Genomic DNA, 19,607 nt, shown 5'->3' on the forward strand with positions numbered 1-19,607 from the left:
TCTCTCAGGGCCAGATTTGCGGGGCACCCGATGGCGACACTCTTTCGATGGCTGCTGCGGCTGGCCAGCATGGCGATCTTTGTCACTGTGGTGGCTGTGCTGCTGGTCTATTACCTCGCCGCGCGCTCATTGCCCGAGTATGACAAGACGCTGGCGGTAAACGGCATCGCCAGCAGCGTCGAGATCGTGCGCGACAATTCCGCCGTGCCGCATATTTTTGCCAGCAGCGATGCAGATGCCTATTTCGGCCTCGGGTATGCCCATGCGCAGGACCGTCTGTGGCAGATGGTGCTGATGCGGCGCACCGTGCAGGGGCGCTTGTCCGAGCTGTTCGGGCAGCGCACGCTTGATACCGACATCCTGATGCGCCGGCTTGATCTTTACACGCTGGCCACCCGGTCGGTCGCAGCGCAGACCCCCGAAGCTCTGGCGGCGCTGAAGGCTTATGCCAAGGGCGTCAACGCCCGTATCGCCGAGATCAATGACCAAAGCCTTGGCCGCGGCGCGCCGGAGTTCTTTGTTTTCGACGCGCCCATCGCGCCATGGCAGCCCGCTGACAGCATCGCGCTGGTCAAGCTGATGGCGCTGCAACTGTCGGGCCAGTTCCGCGACGAGATCCTGCGCGCGCGCAGCTCGCTGCTGTTGCCCGATCCGGCGCGGCTGGCCGACATCCTGCCCGATATTCCCGGCGAGGGCACCGCCGCCCTGCCCGCCTATGCCAGCCTGCTGCCGGATGCGCAGTTTCCGCGCTACGCCGCGACGTCCGAGCCGGACGATCCGCTGTCGCCGGTGCCGCGGCGCGGGCTGGCGGGGGCGTCGAATGTCTGGGCGGCGGCGCCTGCCCGCTCCGCCGGGGGCGGCACGCTACTGGCGAATGATCCGCATCTTGGCCTGACGGCGCCGTCGACATGGTACCTTGCACGGCTGCAACTGCAAAGCGGCGGGGTCATCGGCGGCACCATTCCGGGCATTCCGACGGTGTTGCTGGGGCGCTCGCCAAAACTGGCATGGGGGATCACCTCATCCTACCTCGACGATCAGGACCTGCATATCGAAGAGCTGAACCCCGATGATCCGCAGCAATACCGCACCCCGGACGGCTGGGCCCGCTTCACCACGCGGCGTTCGATCATCGAGATCAAGGGCAGCACGCCCGTCACCGTCACCCTGCGCTGGACCGAAAACGGCCCGGTGCTGCCGATGGCGCGCTTTGGCATCGACGCGATCACCCCCGCCGGGCATGTGATGACCCTGAGCTGGACGGCGCTGTCGGATCAGGACACATCTCTTAGCGCGGCGCTGGCGCTGATGGGGGCGCAGGACGTCGACGCGGCGATGCAGGCCAGCAAGCTTTACGTGGCACCCTCGCAGATGCTGACGGTGATCGACGAGCGCCATATCGGCATGAAGCTGGTCGGCGCGATGCCACGGCGCGATGCGGCGATGCAGGCTCAGGGGCGCCTGCCCTCGCCCGGCTGGATCGAAACCAACCGCTGGCAGGGCGTTTTCCCGCCCGAGGACAATCCCGAATGGATCGACCCCGAAGGCGGCATCATCGGCAACACCAACAACAAGATCCTCGATCGGCCGTTCCCCGAGCATGTCAGCTTTGACTGGGGTGACAGCCAGCGCGTCACCCGCTGGACACAGATGATGCAGGGGCGGCAGGTGCACACCCGCGACAGTTTTATCGAAGCGCAGCTTGATACCGTGTCGCCGGCGGCGCGCACCCTGCTGCCGCTGATCGGGCGCGATCTGTGGTACACCGGTGAGGCCTCGGCCGAGGGCACCCCCGCCCGCCAGCGCGAGCGGGCGCTGGATCTGCTTGCCAACTGGAACGGCGAGATGAGCGAGCATCTGCCCGAACCGCTGATCTATGCCGCTTGGCTGCGCGCCTTGCAGGATCGGCTGATCCGCGACGAGCTGGGCCCGCTGGCCGACGAGTTCGACCATGTCGAGCCATTGTTCATCGAACGGGTGTTTCGCGATGTCGACGGGGCCGGTGCATGGTGCGACGTGATCCGCTCTGTCGCGGTGGAAAGCTGCACCGACATCGCCCGCCTGTCGCTGGACGATGCGCTGGTGTGGATCGGCGAGCATTACGGCAACGCGCTGGAATCGCTGCGCTGGGGCGATGCGCATCAGGCGGTCCATCGCCACAGCGTGCTGGGCGACGTGCCGATTCTGCGGGCCTTCGTCAACATCCGGCAGAATACCTCGGGCGGCGATTTCACCCTTCAGCGCGGCGTCAGCTCTGGCAAGGACCCAGAGCCGTTTCTCAACGTTCATGCGGCGACCTATCGCGGGGTCTACGATTTCAACGACCCGGATTCGTCGGTGTACATCTCCTCGACCGGGCAGTCGGGGCACTTCCTGTCGCGGCATTACGACAATCTGGGCACGCTGTGGCGGCGCGGAGAATACATTCCGATGTCGCTGGACGAAGACCTCGCCCGCGCCGCATCGATCGGCGTGACCCATCTTGTGCCCCCCCAGCCCTGAGCATCCGGCATATGATCGGGACCGATGTGGATATGTTTGATCTTACCGCTGCCCGCCAGATCGTCCGGCGGGCGCTAGCGCGGCAGTGGCCCGGCGAAGCGTTCGGGCTGGGCAGTCTCAAACCCGACCCGGGCGCGGCGGCGCATGTTCTGTGCGCCGCCAGCCCGGACAGGCTGCTGGTGGTCAAGGTCTATGCGCCAGGTGCCAGCGACAAGGCGCAAGCGCAGTTTGCCCGTCAGCAAAGCGTGACCAAGGCGTTGCCCGGCATCGCCCCCGAGGTGTTGTTCTTTGACGATGCGCTGCGGGTTCTGGGCATGCGCTATATCGACGGGCCGACCCTGGCGGCGCTGTGGCCCAGATTGGCGCCTGCCGCCCGGCTGATGCGTCTTGAACAGGCGGGCCGCTGGTTGTCGAGGTTTCACGGGCTTAGCATGGCGGCGCATCCCTTCCGCCCGCGCGGGCCGCTGGACTGGCTGGCAAAGCTGGTCGAAAGCCACCGCAGCGGGCTACGCGAGATCCCCGAATTCCCCATCTTCGAACGCCACGTGGCCGAATTGGAGAGCTTTTTCCCGCTGGTGCGCGGGCGGCCTTCGCAGCGCGCCATACTGCACCGAGACATGCACCTGTCGAACCTGCTGGCTGCGCCGGGCGGGCTTGTCGGGCTTGATTTCGAGAACACCCGCGCCGACGAGCCATTGCGCGATCTGGTCTGGCTGCTGATCGACGCCATGGCGCGCAGCGACCCCGAGCAATACGCCCATATTCCCGGCGCGGCGCTGGCGCGCGGCTATGGTGCGCTGATGGCAGAGCCCGCCGTAATGATCTTTATTCAGCGCATGGTTGCGCTTGGGATCTGGGCGGCGACGCCGGCGCGCCCGTCGCAGCACCACGTTGCGCGCTTTGTCGCCGCTCGGCAGGTGGCCGAGCTGAGGGTGCCGCTGTTCGTGCCGGGCCGCGCTTGACGCTCTGCGGTATCGGGCAGGACGCTCGTCTCAACCAGCGCCTGCCCGATACTGTAGCGTCTCAGAGCGTTTCGAACTGGGCGCGGTCCTTGGCGCTCCAGCGCAGTTGCAGCATGTAGCCGTCGTCATCCTGTGTCTCGGATTGCACCACGCCCTTTTCGAACAGCCACGCCCGGCGCTTGCCATCGTCAAAGCCAAGCCGCAGTTCTTCGTCGATGCTCTCGCCCTGCAACCGGTCGGTGACCGAGCGCAGCAGCATGTCCAGCCCGTCTCCGGTGATCGCCGAGGTGGCAAAGATGCCCTCGTCGCGCTCGGCCCGCAGCATCATCGCGTCCCGCGCCTCGGGGTCGAGACGGTCGGTCTTGTTCCAGACCTCAAGCAGCGGCACATCTTCGGGCACGCCAAGCGAGGACAGGATCTGATCGACATCGCGCGCCTGTTCGGCGCTGTTGGGATGCGAAATGTCGCGCACATGCAGGATGATGTCGGCGGCCAGCACCTCTTCGAGCGTGGCGCGGAAGGCGGCGACCAGCTCGGTCGGCAGATCCGAGATGAACCCGACGGTGTCGGACAGGATGATGTCGATGCCCGTCGGCAGGCGCACCGCCCGCATGGTCGGATCGAGCGTGGCGAACAGCATGTCCTTGGCCAGCACCTCGGCCCCGGTAAGCCGGTTGAACAGCGTCGACTTGCCAGCGTTGGTATAGCCCACCAGCGCAACGATCGGATAAGGTACCTTGGCGCGGGCCTTGCGGTGCAGCTCGCGGGTTTTCACCACCCGTTCGAGCTGGCGACGCAAGCGCACGAGCTGCTCGTCAATGGCGCGCCGGTCTGCCTCGATCTGGGTTTCCCCGGGGCCGCCGACAAAGCCAAGCCCGCCGCGCTGACGTTCAAGGTGGGTCCAGGCCCGCACCAGCCGGGTGCGCTGATAGCTCAGCGCCGCCATTTCGACTTGAAGCACGCCTTCGCGGGTGGCCGCACGATCGGAAAAGATCTCGAGGATCAGCCCGGTGCGGTCCAGAAGCTTGACCTTCCACTGCTTTTCAAGATTGCGCTGCTGCACCGGCGACACCGGGCCATCGACCAGCACCAGCTCTACCTCTGCCGCTTCGATCAGGCCGCGCAGTTCCTCGACCTTGCCCGAGCCGAACAGCATCCCCGGATGCGGGTCGCGCAGCGGCACGACGGTCGAGCCCACGACCTCGAGATTGGGAAGCGCACCGGCCAGAGCAACGGCTTCTTCAAGCGCCATGTCGGCGTCACGCCGGTCACGGTCGTAGCGAATATCGGGATGCAGAACCCAGGCGCGGGTCACATGCGTGTCGTGCTCTTTCAATCGCTGCCGTCGCCGTCATAAAGGTTGATCGGCTGCGACGGCATGATCGTTGAAATCGCGTGCTTGTAGACCAGCTGCGACTGGCCATCACGGCGCAGAAGCACACAGAAGTTGTCGAACCAGGTGATGACTCCCTGCAGCTTGACACCGTTAATCAGAAACACAGTCACTGGAACCTTGGTCTTGCGGACGTGATTCAGAAACGCGTCCTGCAGGTTTTGCCTATCCGAAGCCATTAAATTGCCTTTTTTTTCTGCCCCTTGTGGCGGAGCTTCCATCCCTCGTACGGGCGAGTATGTCGCGTGCGAGTGGGAACTTCCAGTGCAAAAACAAACGGTGACTGCGCGATGCGGCACCATCTTTCATCCTGCGCCCAACCACGAGGCAACGAGATTCAGTCGCGCCAGAGATCCGGCGTCAGCAAGACGATGATCGCCATCAGTTCCAGCCGCCCCAGAACCATCACGCCGCCCAGTACCAGCTTGGCCCCGTCGTTGAGTTGCGCAAGGTTTACCGGCACTTCAGCGGCAAAGGGGATGAGCGGGCCGCAATTGGTCAGACCGGCGATGGTCAGCACCATGGCGTTTTCGAAATCGATGTTGAAGATCGAAAAGATCAGCGAAAACACCGCGACGGACATGGCAAAGAGCATGAAGAACACCCATGCGATGAACGCGCCCTGCCGCCGCATCCGGCGGGCCAGCGCGCCGTTTCGCCCGATGGAATGCGGGTGCACCAGACGTTCCAGTTCGCGCTTTCCGGCCAGATACAGCGCATAGATCCGCAGCAGCTTGACCCCGCCCGCAGTCGTCGCAACGCCGCCGCCGACGATGGCAAGCCCCATCAGGATCAGCCCCGGCGTCGGCAGCCCCGACCAGCCCTGCGCCGCGACCCATTGCTTGCTGACAAAGCCGGTGGTCGACAGGAAGGAAAGCGCGGTGAACACCCCGCCCCACAGCGCGCCCAGCCCTTGCGTGAGGTTGCTTTCGGTGCCGATGTCGAACGAGGCGATCCAGTGCCGCAGGAACAGCGCCAGCGGCACCAGCGCCGAAATGACGATGCCAAGACGGAATTCAGGGTCTTCACGCAGGCCGGGCCGGAAGGCAGCGCCGGTGTCACTGGAAAAGGTCAGCCGCGACAGTGCAAAGAACAGGAAGCAGAACAGAATCATTTCGCCCGCCAGACCCGCACTGGACCCGACCGGCCCGCCCACCGGCGAAATGCCGGAGGTCGACAGCGTCGACATGGCATGACTTATGGCGGTCAATGGCGGGTCTCCGGCCATCATCAGCATGATCCACAGCGCCAGCGTCAGCCCGCTGTAGATCGGCACGAGGTGGCGCGCCGAGACGATCAGCCGCTGCGCCGGGTCGGACATGTCGCGCTGCGCAGCGCCAGCATCGACGCTTTGCCCCGGCTCGCCGCGGGCGGTGATCTCGAACCCGCCCAGTGTCAGCGGCGCAAGGATCGCGGCGGCAGCGACCCACATCAGCAGCCCGCCCATCCAGCCGACCTGCGCCCGCCACAGATGCTCGGCCGAGGACAGCCGCGTCGGATCGAACAGCGTTGCGCCGGTGGTGGTGAAGCTCGACACCATTTCGAAGAAGGCGTTCAGAAAGGTCGTGGTGCGCACCGCTTCGTGAAAGGGCACGGCGAACAGCGCCGGCAGCAGCACGAAGGCCAGCAGCAGCGCAAACAGCTGGCGCGAGGCGGTGCGATTGTAGCGCCGGTTCGACATAGCGATGCCGGTCAGCGCAGTCAGCACCATCCCCACGATCCCGGCGTAAAAGAAACTGCGCGCGTCGTGAAATTCCTGTTCCGCCAGCGCCACGGCGGCGGGCAGGATCATCGACGCGCTGGACAGCCCGGTCAGCAGCAACAGCAATGGCAATCTGTAAAGCGCTGCCATGGCTCAGAAAAAATCGATCGAGACCTGGAGCAGCTTTTCAACCTGCGCCACGTCCTTGGACAGGGCAAAGATCACCACCCGGTCGCCATCTTCGATGCGCAGCTCACCGGTGAGCTTGACCACCTTGTCATCCTTGCAGACCGCGCCGACGAGCACGCCTTCGGGAAAGTCGATCTCGCGGATCTGCTTGCCCGCCAGAGAAGAGGTCGACAGCACCTCGGCCTCGATCACCTCGGCCTCGGCGTCGCCGATGGAATAGACCGACCGCACCCGCCCGTGCCGGATGTGGCGCAGAATCGAGCTGACGGTGGTGGCGCGCGGGTTGATGAAGGCATCGACGCCCAGCGGTTCCATCAGCGGAATCAGCGTCGGGTCGTTGACCAGAGCAATGGCATAGGGGCAACCCGCCGCCTTGGCGCGCACCGCGGCCAGCATGTTGGTCTTGTCGTCTGCCGTCACGCACAAAACGGCATCGGCGCGCTCGATCCCGGCTTCGGTCAGCAGCGCGGCGTCAAGCCCATCCCCATGCAGAACGATGGTGCGCTCAAGCGCGTCAGCAGCGCGTTCGGCGCGGGGCCGGTCGCGTTCGATGACCTTGGCGCGGATGCGGTCGGTGCGCTTTTCAAGCGCGCTTGCCACGGCAAGCCCGACGTTGCCGCCGCCGATAATCACCACGCGTTCCTGTTTTTTCTGAGACTTGCCAAAGATTTCCAGCGTGCGGTGAATGTCGTCCTTGTGGCTGATGATATAACAGGAATCGCCCGCGAAGATCTGGTCGCGCGGTTCGGGCGCAAACAGCGTGCCATCGCGGCGGATGCCGACCACCACCGCGCGCAGGGTCGAGAACAGGTCGGAGAGCTGGCGCAGCGGCGTGTTCACGATCGGGCAATCGGCTTCGATGGTCAGGCCAAGCAGATGCGCACCGCCATCGAGAAACCGTTCGGTATCAAACGCGGCAGGTGCCTCGAGTCGCTGCTGCGCGGCCTCGGCGACCTCTTTTTCCGGAGAGATCACCACGTCGATAGGCATGTGGTCGCGCCGGTAGAGATCCGAATAGATCGCCGTCAGATAGGATTGCGCCCGCAGGCGCGCGACCTTGCGCGGAATGGCAAAGACCGAATGGGCAACCTGACAGGTCACCATGTTGACCTCGTCGGAATAGGTTGCCGCGATGATCATGTCGGCATCGCGCGCCCCGGCCTTTTCAAGCACATCCGGGTAGGAGGCAAAGCCAGCGATGCCCTGCACGTCGAGCGTATCGGTGGCGCGGCGTACGAGATCGGGATTGCTGTCGACGACAGTGACGTCGTTGCGCTCTCCGGACAGGTGGCGGGCGATCTGCCAGCCGACCTGACCCGCGCCGCAGATGATGACTTTCATGCCAAGTCCCCGTTGCTTCGTGTTCCGGCATGGCACGGGATGTGCGGGGGGTCAACGCTGTGCCCACCTGTCATCGCAGCGCCGTGTCGGGATGTTGCGCCAGCGAGGGGCCAGCCCCTCGCGCTCCCCGGAGTTTAGGGGCAAGATGAAGACTGGCGCGGCGCGCTATCCGGAGGGTGCGGTGCTGCGGGATTGCCACGTCTTGCGCCAGGCGCGCCAGCTTTCGCGGCTTTCCCATTTGTAGCTGGGATCGTCTGCGACCTGTGCCCACCAGAGGCGCCCCTGCCCGATGCGCCAGGGATCGAGGATCAGCCCTTGCTCCCACGGCTGGTCTTTTGCGGTGATGACCACGGTGGCGTGTTCTAGCGTTATGCCGCGCCCGTTGCCGATGGCGCGGTGCAGATCGAGTGTTCGCAAGCGCGCGGCAGTCAGTGCGATTTCCAAGGCATCGGCCCAATCCTGACAGACGCCCTTGTCGCGAAACCCGTTCACCACCTTGAAATTATGCACAAGCGGGGAGTCTTCCACCCGCCAGGCGCGCGCCCATTCGAGGGGTTGCCGGACCGCGATGTCAGCGGCGCGGGCTGCTTCGGCTGGATCGACCTGCGGGCCAAGAGCCAGAAGCGCCTCGGTGAGCTGTGCCACCTGCGCGTCGAGGCTGTCTTTGCTGGCTGCGAGCTGCATTTTTTGCGGCGGCGCGGGCGTATGCCCGCAACCGCTCAGGGCAAGCGCAAGGCCTGCCACAACAATCGCTTTCACCGTCAGCCTGCCTTTTGCGCCTGATCCTCGTCGACATAGGCGAGACGTCCACCGGATTTCGGCCCGGTGACCACGCCAAGCGACTTGAGCTTGCGGTGCAGCGCCGAGCGCTCCATGCCGACAAAGGCGGCGGTGCGTGAGATATTGCCACCGAAGCGATTGATCTGGGTGAGCAGGTATTCGCGCTCGAACGCCTCGCGGGCTTCGCGCAGCGGCAGCGTGGCGAGCGTGCCCGACAGCACCACCCGGCCTTCTTCGTCATCGCCAAGCGGGGCGTCTTGCGGCAGCTCGCGCGCCTCGATCGGGCCAGCGCCATCGCCAAGGATCAGCACCCGTTCGACAAGGTTCTTGAGCTGGCGCACATTGCCGGGCCAGATCATCGTCTGCAGCAGCGCCACGGCGTCATCGGACAGGGCGCGTTTCGGCAGCCCTTGCGCCTTGTTGAAGCTGTCGATGAAGTGGCGGGCCAGCAGCGGGATATCTTCGCGCCGTTCGGCCAGCGAGGGCACGGCGATCGGCACCACGTTCAGGCGGTGGTAGAGTTCCTGACGGAAATTTCCGCGGTCGATTTCTTCGACAAGGTCACGGTTGGTCGACGAGATCACCCGCAAATCGACGCGCACCTTGTCCTGTCCGCCAACGCGGGCAAAGCTCTGATCAACCAGAACCCGCAGGATCTTGGATTGGGTGCCAAGCGGCATGTCGGCGACCTCGTCGAAATACAGCACGCCGCCGTGGGCCTGTTCCAGCAGGCCCGGTTCGATGCCGCGTTCGGGGGTTTCACGGCCGAACAGCACCTCTTCCATGGTATCGGGCGCAACGCCGGCGCAGTTCACCGTCACGAACGGGGCCGAGGCGCGGCCGGAATGGGCGTGGATGTAGCGCGCCGCGACCTCTTTGCCGCTGCCCGCAGGGCCAGTCAGCATCACCCGCCCGTTCGAGCGCGTCACCTTGTCGAGCTGGCTGACCAGCCCGCGGAACCCGGCGCTGTCGCCGATCATTTCCGAGACTTCGGTTTCACGCCGGCGCAGCTTCTGGTTCTCGCGGCGCAGGCGCGAGGTTTCCATGGCGCGCCGGATCACCACCAGCAGCTGGTCGATATTGAACGGCTTTTCGATGAAATCGTAAGCGCCCTGCTTGATCGCGGCCACGGCGATCTCGATGTTGCCATGCCCCGAGATGATGATGATCGGGATGTCGGGATTGTCGCGTTTGACGGTCTTGAGAATGTCGATCCCGTCCATCTTGCTGTCCTTCAGCCAGATATCCAGAATCATCAGCCCGGGCGGCTCGGCATTGACCTCGTTCATCGCATCAGTGGAGTTTGCCGCAAGGCGGGTGCTGTAGCCTTCGTCCTCGAGAATGTCCCCGATCAATTCGCGAATGTCGCGCTCGTCATCGACGATAAGAATGTCGCTCATGTCTGCCTCTCCAATTCGGAAGTCGCCGTCTGCTTGTTGTTGGCCGCGCGCCCCGGCCCGAGCCCGAGCGGCAGGCGGATCACCGCCATGGCACCGGTATGGCTCGCCCCGTCGAAGCGCGCCGCATCTTCGAGAGACAGGCTGCCGCCGTGTTCCTCGATGATCTTCTTCACAATGGGCAGGCCAAGGCCGGTGCCCTTGTCGCGGGTGGTCACGTAGGGTTCGAACAGCCGCGCACGGTCTTCGGGAAGCCCGATGCCATTGTCGCTGACCTTGATCAGGGCGCGCTCTGCCTCTTGGGCCAAATGAATGCGGATTTCCGGAGTGTAGCCTTCTGGTGCGCCATTTTCCTTCAGCGTTTCAATGGCTTCTCCGGCGTTCTTGATAATGTTGGTCAGCGCCTGACCAATCATCGTTGAATCGAGCTCGGCCAACATCGGGGTATCGGGAAGATCGATAACAAAGCGCACACCGGGCTGGCCGGTTTCCTGCAAAAGCGCCGCCCCGCGCAGGATCGCGACCACGTCTTCGGGCTTGCGCTCGGGTGCGGGCATCCGTGCGAATTTCGAGAATTCATCGACGATGCGGCGCAGATCTTCGGTCTGCCGGACGATGACCTCGGTCATCTGCGCCAGCTTTTCCGCATCTTCTCCAACCAGTTGTCGTCCGAACTTGCGCTGGATGCGCTCGGCGGACAGGCGGATCGGGGTCAGCGGGTTCTTGATCTCATGCGCGATACGCCGCGCCACGTCGCCCCATGCCGCCATGCGCTGCGCACTGACCAGATCGGTCACGTCGTCAAAGGCAACCACGTAGCCTTCGAGCGCACCATCGGCGTGCCGGCGCACCGACATGCGCACCAGCAGATGTTCCAGATGGCCCTCACGGCTGACCTTCAGCTCTTCGGTCACCGTTTCATGGCCGCTTGTCTGCAGCTTGTGGAAGAGCGCGCCGAATTCCGGCACGGCCACGACGATTGGCACCTCGGATTTGGTCTCCTGCCAGCCCAGCAGGCGCTTGGCCGAGCGGTTCACAAAGGTCACCCGCCCCGCATCATCCAGCCCAACCACGCCCGAGGTCACCGAGCCGAGCACGGAATCGAACAGCCGCTGGCGACGTTCGATCTGGCGGGTGTTTTCCAGCAGAGCCTCTCGCTGGCCCTTCAGCTGGCGCGTCATCTGGTTGAAATAGCGGCCCAGCATCGAGATTTCGTCATCGCCCTCGTCCTCGATTACCTGAACGTCAAGATCGCCCGCGCCGACCCGTTGCGCCGCGCCCGCGAGCCGCCCCACGGGGCGGGCGAGCCGTTCGGCAAACCACAGGCCAAGCCAGGTCGCCGCAAGGATAAGAAGCACCGCGAAGCCAAGGTAAAGCAACGCAAAATCGAAAAGGCGACGGCCCCGTTCGGTTTCCTGCTGCTGATAGAACTTGGCGGTTTCCTGCGTTTCATCCAACAAGTTCAGAAGGTTGCCATCAACCGTGCGCGACACCGAGAGATAGCGGTCGGCGAAGGCCTGAAGCGGCACCAGCGCGCGCAGCTCGTGGTTTTCCCAGTCCGGGATCAGCACCACGCCTTCGCGGTCGGCCAGCGCCAGCTGCGCGACAGTCGGTTGTTCGTAATCGAACAGATAGCTTCGTTCGCCGCGCGCACGGATGGTGCCCGCGCCGTCAATGACATAGGCCTCGCGCAAGCCGCGCTGGATCTGCCCCTGCCCTTGTTGAAGAATCTGCCGGATGTCCCCGTCATCAAAGGCAAAATTGGCCCGACGCGCGGCATCGACGAAATTCCCCAGCGCGATGACATCTTCGCTTAGCCCCTTTTTCTGCTCCAGCTCATATGCTTCGGCAGCGGCCAAAGAGGCGCCGACAACGTTTTGAACCCGCTTGGAAAACCACGTTTCAAGGCCGATGTTGATGGTGAGCACCGCAAACACAGCAACCGTGACCGTCGGCAGCAGCGCCATCAGCGCGAACACGCCCGTCAGGCGCAGGTGCAGCCGCGATCCGGCGGATTGCGCCCGCCGCTCTGCGATCATCTTTGCCAGCCGCCCCAGCACCAGCGTCGCCAACAGCAACACATAGACCAGATCGGCCAGCAAGATGAGCTTGAGGCTCAGTTCCGTGCTGTTGGCCGCCCCAAGCGGCCCGAGCACCATGAAGGTTGCAAACGCCAGCACTGGCCCCAGAAGGACAAGCCCGAGCGTCGCGACATTCTGCACCCTGCGCATCCGACGGAGTCGCTGAATGCGCGCCCAGGTCATGCCATGAGCTACTGATTTCCGTGCCCGGATGGCCACAGAGTACCCTCGCCTAATGTGCTGCCCTGTCCGCCTCAGCCTGATCGGCATCGGAGATCGCGGGCAGCGAACCGCCATATACTGTGGCTTCTGTCACCCAGTCCGGACGGGGCCCCTGTGGATAAGCTTGGGGAAACCCCGGCCAGCGCTGCGGCGCGGCCACATCTATGTGATCCTTTTACATCAGTTTGCGCCGTCGTGTCACGCGAATATCGAGATCGGTGATCTTCTTTCGCAGGGTATTTCGGTTGATTCCAAGCAGATCGGCGCATTTGGCCTGATTGCCGCCTGTCGCTTCAAGCGCGATCTCGATGAGGGGCGCTTCGACCTCCTTGAGGATGCGGGTGTAGAGCCCCGGCGGCGGCAGCATGTTGCCGTGCAGATCGAAATAGCGCCGCAAATGCCGCGCGACCGAGGTGCCCAATTTTTCCGCATCGCCGCCGCGCAGGATGGGGCCCGTGTCGGGCTGGTTGCCCAACACCGCCTCGACCTCGGAGCGGCTGATCTCTTCGGCGCGGCTGGTCAGCGACAGCCGGCGCACCGAGTTTTCCAGCTGGCGCACGTTGCCGGGCCAGCTATAGGCGCGGAACAGCTCAGAGGCATCGCGCGACAGCCAGCGCTTGGGCGCGCCGTCGCGCTCGGCGCGGGCAAGGAAGTGATCGGTCAACAGCGCGATATCCTCGACCCGCTCGCGCAGACTGGGCACGTTGATCGTTGCCCCGGACAGCCGGTAATACAGATCCTGCCGCACCCGGCCCTCTTCCATCGCCTGACTCAGATCGCCCTGCGAGGTGGCCATGAAGCGCGGCACATGTTCGCCCGGAATATCCATCATCCGCACCACGCGGGCCTGAATCTCGTCGGGAATATCGGTGATCTCGTCGATCAGCAGCGTGCCGCCCTTGACCCGCGCCAGCACCCGCGCCGGGCCTTCGAGATCCGACAGATCGGCGCCGGTCACCGTGATAAATGGCAGCGTGCGCCGGTCGGAAAAATCGTGAATCGCGCGGGCGATCAGCGATTTACCGGTGCCGCTTTCGCCCGAGATCAGCACCGGAAGATCGGTGTTCATCACCCGCGCGACCAGCCGGTAGAGCGCCTGCATCGCCGGGGTCTTGCCGACCAGCGGCAGCTCGTCGGGCGCATCGGCGCCAATCGTCGCCACGTCTTCGCGCTTGGGTGTACGGTTGCGATTGTCGAGCGCCTTGGCGGTGCGCTTCATCAGATCGGGCAGATCGAAGGGCTTGGGCAGGTAGTCGTAAGCTTCGGCCTCGGCGGCCTGAATCGCCGTCATGATGGTGTTCTGCGCCGAGATCACGATGACCGGCAGCTCGGGTCGATCCTGATGGATCTTGGGCAACATCTCCAGCCCGTTGCCATCGGGCATGACCACGTCGGAAATCACCACGTCGCCCTTGCCCTCGCCGACCCAGCGCATCAGCGTTGTCAGCGAGCTGGTGGCGTGAACCTTGCACCCGGCACGGGTCAGCGCCTGTGTCAGGACCGTGCGAATGGTGCGGTCGTCGTCTGCAACGAGTACGGTGCCGTCCATTTACCTGTTCTCCTCTGTCTCGCGCGGTGCGCGGGGAAGTGAAATCCTGAAAACCGTGCGGCCAGGAACCGAATCCACGGAAATCCAGCCGTCGTGATCCGAGATGATCTTGCTCACCAGCGCGAGGCCCAGCCCCGTGCCGTTTTCCTTGCCCGACACGAAGGGATCGAACACATCGCCCCGGATGTCGTCCGGCAGGCCGGGGCCGTCGTCGATGACCTCGACCTGAAGCGGCAGCCTCTGGGCGGTGCCGTCAGCCCTGCGGGTGCGGAAACTGTGCTCGTAGAAGGTGCGCAGCCGGATCACGCCGCCCGACTGTGGATCGGCGGCCTCGGCGGCATTCTTGAGCAGGTTCAGCACGACCTGAAGCAGCTGGTCGGGATCGCCATAGGTGGCGGGCAGCGAGGGGTCGAAATCCTCGATGAATTTCATATGGCCGCCGACACCCAGCTGGGTCGAGCGGCGGGCGCGATCAAGCACGTCGTGAATGTTGACCGGCTTCTTTTCCGGCGCCGAGAGATTGCCGAACTGTTCGACCTGTTCGAGCAGCTTCACGATGCGGCGGGTCTCGGCGACGATCAGATCGGTCAGTTCCAGATCGTCCTTGGTCAGCGACATCGACAGCAACTGCGCCGCGCCCGAGATCCCGGCGAGAGGGTTCTTGATCTCATGCGCCAGCATTTCGGCCATGCCGATGGCGGATTTCGCGGCCGATTTCACCGAATGGCTTTGGGTCATGCGCCCCGCCAGCTCGCGCGGCGAAATCAGCATGATGAACCAGCCGGGGTAGCCCTGCACCGGTGCGATCTGAAGATTGCACACCAGCGGCGGGCGATTGCCGGTGCCGACATCGACATCGTTGACGAACAGCGGCGTGCCGTGAACGCGGGCGCGGGCAAGGCTTTCTTCCAGCGGGGCATCGACGGCGAGCCGGTCCCAGATCGGCTGCCCGACCAGCCATTTGGCGGAATTGTTGAGAAAGCCCTCGGCGGCGGGATTCATGTCGGCGATGCGCTCTTCGGCGTCGAGCAGGATCGCGGGCACCGGCAGCGAGGACCACAGCTGCATCTGAAGTTCACTGTTCATGCCGCCACTGCCTTGTCAGAGGCCTGAAGGTGTGCGGCCGCGTCCAGCGCGTCGTCCAGCAGCACGCAAACTTCGGATGGGGTGCGTTCGGTCAGCACGCGGCGACGCAGATCAGGCGGTGTTCCGGCGGCGTCCATGTACCAGCCAAGATGCTTGCGGGCGACCCTTACACCAAGGTCGATGCCGTAGAACCGGATCATCTCGTCGTAATGCTCCTTTACGATGTGCGTCAGCGCGGCGCCTTGCGGCACTTGCGGCGCGGGCGTGCCGTAAAGCGCGTGGGCGATTTCAGCCAGCCGCCACGGCGCCCCCTGCGCCCCGCGCCCGACCATCACGCCAGCGGCGCCAGACAGGCACAGCGCCTCGCGCGCGGTCTGCGCATTGATGATGTCGCCATTGGCGATCACCGGAATAGATACAGCCTCGACCACCTCGCGGATCGCGGCCCAATCGGCGGCCCCCTTGTAGAACTGACAGCGGGTGCGCCCGTGAATGACGATCATCTGCACGCCCGCGCCCTCGGCCCGGCGCGCCAGTTCGGCGGCGTTGCGCAGCCCGTCATCCCAGCCCAGCCGGGTCTTGAGCGTTACAGGCACATCGCTTGCCGACACCACCGCGTCGATCAGGCGCAGCGCATGGTCGGGATCGCGCATCAGCGCCGACCCGGAATAGCCCCCCGTCACCTTCTTGGCCGGGCAGCCCATGTTGATGTCGATGACCCGTGCGCCCATGTCGGCGACCATACGCGCCGCCTCTGCCATCGGGCCCGGCGCACGCCCGGCGATCTGTACCGAGGTGTTGGCAACCCCGGCCCCAAGCTCGGCCTTTTCGCGCGTGCCGGGACGGGCGGTGAGAAACTCACCCGAAGCGATCATCTCGGAGACGACCAGCCCCGCGCCCCATCGTGACACCAAGGACCGGAATGGCAAATCGGTGATCCCCGCAAGCGGAGCCAGCAGAACCGGGGGAGTGATCGAGAGGTCACCCAGAGACAAAGTCAAGCGCCTATTCCTTGTGCAGTTGCTTGTGAGGTAACCTGTGTGGCAAAGGCATTCAACAATCGATACGGCATTTGCCGCCGCCGTGACGGGCGATGCCTAAATTTTAATCAGGACAGTGCTGCGGATTGCGCCGCCCCACCGCAACCCCTAGAAACGCCGCAAAGGAGCGCCGAAGCCTATGAAAACAGCCGTCATCATCGTTGCCGCCGGGCGCGGGACACGAGCGGGCGGCCGTGAGCCGAAACAATGGCAGATGCTCGGGGAAAAGCCTGTCGCGGCATGGACCTTGCAGGCGTTCTCTCACCTTCCGCTACTGGTGCTGGTCATCCACCCCGAAGACCGCGCAAGGGCCGAGGCCTGTTGCGCCGGTCTGCCGGTGCGGCTGGTCACTGGCGCGGCCGATCGGGCCGGCTCTGTTCGCGCAGGGATTGAGTCGTTGAAAGACGAGTCTCCGGATGCGGTCTTGATCCATGATGTGGCCCGCCCCTGCGTGTCGCGCCATGTCATCGATGCGGTGATCGCGGCGCTGGCACAGGCCGACGGCGCGGCCCCGGCGCTGGCCATCACCGACGCGCTCTGGACGGGCGCTGACGGGCGGGTGAGCGGCACGCAGGATCGCAGCGGCCTGTGGCGGGCGCAGACCCCGCAGGGCTTTCGCTTTGACGCCATCGCCGCCGCCCATGCCGCCCATAGCGGCGGGGCCGCCGACGATGTCGAAGTCGCCCGCGCCGCCGGTCTGGACGTGGCCATCGTTCCGGGCGAAGAGCGCAATCTCAAGATCACCACGCCCGGCGATTTCGCCCGCGCGCTGGCCTTTCTCGACCATGGAGACACCCCGATGGATATCCGTCTTGGCAATGGCTACGACGTTCACCGCTTTGGACCGGGCGATCACGTCGTGCTGTGCGGCATCAAGATTCCGCACGGGCGCGGGCTGCAAGGCCATTCCGACGCCGATGTCGGAATGCACGCGGTCACCGATGCGCTGTACGGCGCCATGGCCGAGGGCGACATCGGCCGCCATTTCCCGCCCTCCGATATGCAGTGGAAGGGCGCGGCCTCCGAGATTTTCCTGCGCCATGCAGTGGAACTGGCGCGGGCCAAAGGCTTTACGATTTCCAACATCGACCTCACGCTGATCTGCGAGCGCCCGAAGATCGGGCCTCATGCCGCTGACATGACAGCGGAAATGGCGCGGATCACCGGAATGGATTGCGACCGGATCTCGATCAAGGCGACCACATCGGAGCGGCTGGGCTTTACCGGGCGCGAAGAGGGCATCGCCGCCATAGCAACCGCAACACTGGTGAAACCATGAAGCTCATCGCGTCATTCTTCGGTGTCGGCTACCTGCGGCCCGCGCCCGGCACATGGGGATCTCTGGCCGCCCTGCCCGTCGGCTATGTTCTGTTGCTGGCGGGAGGCTTCTGGCTGCTGCTCGGTGCGACGCTGATCGCCTTTGTGGCGGGGCTGATCGCCACCAAAGCCATCATCGCCACCGGCGACGATCACGACCCTTCGTGGATCGTCATCGACGAGGTCGTCGGCCAGTGGATCGCGCTGTTCCCGGTGGCATACGGCGCGGCGATGATGGGGGTGGAGTACTGGCAGCTCTATCCCGGCTGGATCGCGGGGTTTGCGCTGTTCCGGCTGTTCGATATCCGCAAGCCGTGGCTGGTGGGCATGGCAGACCGGCGCGGCGACGCGCTGGGAGTAATGCTTGACGACGTGATCGCGGGGGTGTTCGCTGCTGTCGTGACCATCGTTCTGGCCGGTATCGCCCACGGAGTGCTGATGTGACCGAAGTTCTCGCCAAAGACATCCTGCTCCGCGCCCGAGAGCGCGGCCTGACGGTGACCACCGCCGAAAGCTGCACCGGCGGCATGGTTGCCGCCGCGCTGACCGACATCGCCGGGTCTTCGGATATCTTCCATCGCGGCATGGTCACCTATTCCAACGCCGCCAAGCAGGACATGCTCGGGGTGCGCCACGAGACGCTCGAGGCGCATGGTGCGGTGTCCGAACAGGTGGTGCGCGAGATGGCCGCCGGGGCGCTTGCCGCCGCCAAGGCCGATCTTGCCATCGCGATTTCGGGCGTCGCCGGGCCGGGAGGCTCGGAGCTGAAACCCGAAGGGCGCGTCTGTTTCGCGCTGGCCAGCGCCAGCGGGATCGCCACGCAAACCGTCGACTTCGGGGCGCTAGGCCGCGCCAGCGTACGCGCCGCCGCCACCCACCATGCGCTGGAATTGCTGGTGGACGCGCTGACCGACTGAGGGTCGGAAAGGCTGCGCGGACATCGCGCTCATCCCGCCCTAGCCGTAAAGCGTATCGGCCCGCCGCTCGAACGCCTTGACGATGCGCTGCATCGCTTCAAAGAAGAACATCCCCGCCGCCCCTTGCAGAAGACGGTTGCGAAATTCGAAATCGACAAAGAAATGCACTTCGACGCCGCCCTGCGGGCTGTCCTGAAAGCGCCATTTCGAAATCATGTGCTTGAACGGACCGTCGAGATATTCGGTGTCGATGCGCCGCTCGGCCGGATACAGCGTCACGCGGCTGCCAAAGCGTTCGCGGAAAACCTTGAAGCTGATGACGAGGTCCGCCAGCATCACCTCGGCCGCGCCCTCTGGCGTGCGCGAGCGGATGCGCGCCGCCGCGGTCCAGGGCAGAAACTGCGGATAGGATTCAACGTCGGCCACAAGGTCGTACATCTGCTGGGCGGTGTAAGGCAGGTGCCTTGTTTCGGAATGCGTTGGCATATCGCTGGTTCTAGGCCCCGTTTCCGGCGTGACAATCCCGGGCTGTTTCTTATGCTGCGCGCGAATTTGCAAGCGGATTGCGGGGAATACATGACACAGCGGCCCTATGTCGTCGACGAGATGATCTCGGCCAAGGCCATCGCGGCGCGAATCGAAACACTGGCGCGCGAGATTGGACGCGACTACGCCGACACCGACAAGCTGGTGGTGGTGGGCCTGCTGCGCGGCAGTTTCGTCTTCATTGCCGATCTGGTGCGCGAGATCGACCTGCCCATCGAGGTGGATTTCCTCGAAGCGTCCTCCTATGGCGATGCCATGCAGTCGAGCCGCGAGGTGCGCATCCTCAAGGATCTGCGCTCGCCCATCGAAGGGCGCGATGTGCTGGTGGTCGAGGATATCGTCGACACCGGCTTCACGCTCAGCCACGTGCTGCGGCTGCTGCGCTCGCGAGAGCCGCGCAAGCTGCGCACCATCGCCCTGCTGGACAAGCCGGTGCGGCGCGAGGTCGACCTGCGGGCCGACTGGATCGGCTTCGAAATTCCCGATGAATTCGTCGTGGGTTACGGCATCGACTTCGCGCAGCGAAACCGCAACCTGCCGTTCATCGGCAAGGTCCGTTTCCCCGAAGACTGAATGGTCCGGC

17 protein-coding genes are annotated in these 19,607 nt (G+C 64.6%); 6 read left to right on the top strand and 11 right to left on the bottom strand.

What is annotated here, in order from left to right:
- Window positions 1-30 precede the first annotated feature (30 nt).
- The gene (locus tag Q4543_RS03755; protein WP_303436417.1) at window positions 31-2,502 is read left to right on the top strand and encodes a penicillin acylase family protein; all 2,472 of its coding nucleotides are present in this window, start codon (window positions 31-33) and stop codon (window positions 2,500-2,502) included.
- A 32-nt stretch (window positions 2,503-2,534) separates the two neighbouring features.
- Window positions 2,535-3,464 carry a phosphotransferase family protein gene (locus Q4543_RS03760; protein ID WP_303436418.1) on the top strand — a complete coding sequence of 310 codons (930 nt, stop codon included), beginning with the start codon at window positions 2,535-2,537 and terminating at the stop codon, window positions 3,462-3,464.
- 61 nt (window positions 3,465-3,525) lie between these two features.
- Here Q4543_RS03760 and hflX read toward each other — a convergent pair whose 3' ends face one another.
- From hflX to dusB, 10 genes are all read right to left on the bottom strand, one after another.
- Window positions 3,526-4,779 carry a GTPase HflX gene (gene hflX / locus Q4543_RS03765; RefSeq protein WP_303436446.1) on the bottom strand — a complete coding sequence of 418 codons (1,254 nt, stop codon included), beginning with the start codon at window positions 4,777-4,779 and terminating at the stop codon, window positions 3,526-3,528.
- Between the two features lie 17 nt (window positions 4,780-4,796).
- Complete coding sequence (hfq, locus tag Q4543_RS03770; protein WP_076703775.1) at window positions 4,797-5,036, bottom strand: RNA chaperone Hfq; 240 nt, start codon at window positions 5,034-5,036, stop codon at window positions 4,797-4,799.
- A 158-nt stretch (window positions 5,037-5,194) separates the two neighbouring features.
- Window positions 5,195-6,709, bottom strand: a complete 1,515-nt coding sequence (locus Q4543_RS03775; protein ID WP_303436419.1) for a TrkH family potassium uptake protein — start codon at window positions 6,707-6,709, stop codon at window positions 5,195-5,197.
- Between the two features lie 3 nt (window positions 6,710-6,712).
- Window positions 6,713-8,089, bottom strand: a complete 1,377-nt coding sequence (trkA, locus tag Q4543_RS03780; RefSeq protein WP_303436421.1) for a Trk system potassium transporter TrkA — start codon at window positions 8,087-8,089, stop codon at window positions 6,713-6,715.
- Between the two features lie 165 nt (window positions 8,090-8,254).
- Window positions 8,255-8,848: a hypothetical protein gene (locus Q4543_RS03785; RefSeq protein ID WP_303436422.1), complete on the bottom strand. Its 594-nt coding sequence runs from the start codon at window positions 8,846-8,848 to the stop codon at window positions 8,255-8,257.
- A 2-nt stretch (window positions 8,849-8,850) separates the two neighbouring features.
- A complete protein-coding gene (locus Q4543_RS03790) occupies window positions 8,851-10,269 on the bottom strand; it encodes a sigma-54 dependent transcriptional regulator (protein WP_303436423.1) in 1,419 nt (472 codons plus the stop codon).
- Entirely contained in the window at window positions 10,266-12,497 is a 2,232-nt protein-coding gene (locus Q4543_RS03795) for a PAS domain-containing sensor histidine kinase (RefSeq protein WP_303436448.1), read from the bottom strand. Before Q4543_RS03795 ends, Q4543_RS03790 begins: the two co-directional genes overlap by 4 nt.
- 247 nt (window positions 12,498-12,744) lie before the next feature.
- Window positions 12,745-14,118: a response regulator gene (locus tag Q4543_RS03800; protein ID WP_216004799.1), complete on the bottom strand. Its 1,374-nt coding sequence runs from the start codon at window positions 14,116-14,118 to the stop codon at window positions 12,745-12,747.
- Window positions 14,119-15,204 (bottom strand): nitrogen regulation protein NR(II), encoded by a 1,086-nt coding sequence (locus Q4543_RS03805; protein WP_303436425.1) that lies wholly within the window; start codon window positions 15,202-15,204, stop codon window positions 14,119-14,121.
- Complete coding sequence (dusB, locus tag Q4543_RS03810; RefSeq protein WP_303436426.1) at window positions 15,201-16,205, bottom strand: tRNA dihydrouridine synthase DusB; 1,005 nt, start codon at window positions 16,203-16,205, stop codon at window positions 15,201-15,203. The genes Q4543_RS03805 and dusB overlap by 4 nt, the downstream gene beginning before the upstream one ends.
- 178 nt (window positions 16,206-16,383) lie before the next feature.
- Here dusB and Q4543_RS03815 point away from each other — a divergent pair, with 178 nt between their 5' ends.
- From Q4543_RS03815 to Q4543_RS03825, 3 genes are read left to right on the top strand one after another with little or no spacing between them, the layout of a single operon-like run.
- On the top strand, window positions 16,384-17,523 hold the full coding sequence (locus Q4543_RS03815; RefSeq protein ID WP_303436427.1) for a bifunctional 2-C-methyl-D-erythritol 4-phosphate cytidylyltransferase/2-C-methyl-D-erythritol 2,4-cyclodiphosphate synthase: 1,140 nt from the start codon (window positions 16,384-16,386) through the stop codon (window positions 17,521-17,523).
- Window positions 17,520-18,005, top strand: coding sequence for a phosphatidylglycerophosphatase A (locus tag Q4543_RS03820; RefSeq protein ID WP_303436428.1), 486 nt, complete (start codon window positions 17,520-17,522; stop codon window positions 18,003-18,005). The genes Q4543_RS03815 and Q4543_RS03820 overlap by 4 nt, the downstream gene beginning before the upstream one ends.
- Window positions 18,002-18,478 carry a CinA family protein gene (locus tag Q4543_RS03825; RefSeq protein WP_303436429.1) on the top strand — a complete coding sequence of 159 codons (477 nt, stop codon included), beginning with the start codon at window positions 18,002-18,004 and terminating at the stop codon, window positions 18,476-18,478. The genes Q4543_RS03820 and Q4543_RS03825 overlap by 4 nt, the downstream gene beginning before the upstream one ends.
- 39 nt (window positions 18,479-18,517) lie before the next feature.
- Here Q4543_RS03825 and Q4543_RS03830 read toward each other — a convergent pair whose 3' ends face one another.
- A complete protein-coding gene (locus Q4543_RS03830) occupies window positions 18,518-18,964 on the bottom strand; it encodes a type II toxin-antitoxin system RatA family toxin (protein ID WP_303436430.1) in 447 nt (148 codons plus the stop codon).
- A gap of 90 nt (window positions 18,965-19,054) precedes the next feature.
- Between Q4543_RS03830 and hpt the strand changes: the two genes are divergently transcribed.
- Entirely contained in the window at window positions 19,055-19,597 is a 543-nt protein-coding gene (gene hpt, locus Q4543_RS03835) for a hypoxanthine phosphoribosyltransferase (protein ID WP_303436431.1), read from the top strand.
- Window positions 19,598-19,607 lie beyond the last annotated feature (10 nt).

Origin of the sequence: Salipiger sp. 1_MG-2023, from assembly GCF_030547555.1 — a bacterium.
Classification (GTDB): domain Bacteria; phylum Pseudomonadota; class Alphaproteobacteria; order Rhodobacterales; family Rhodobacteraceae; genus Salipiger.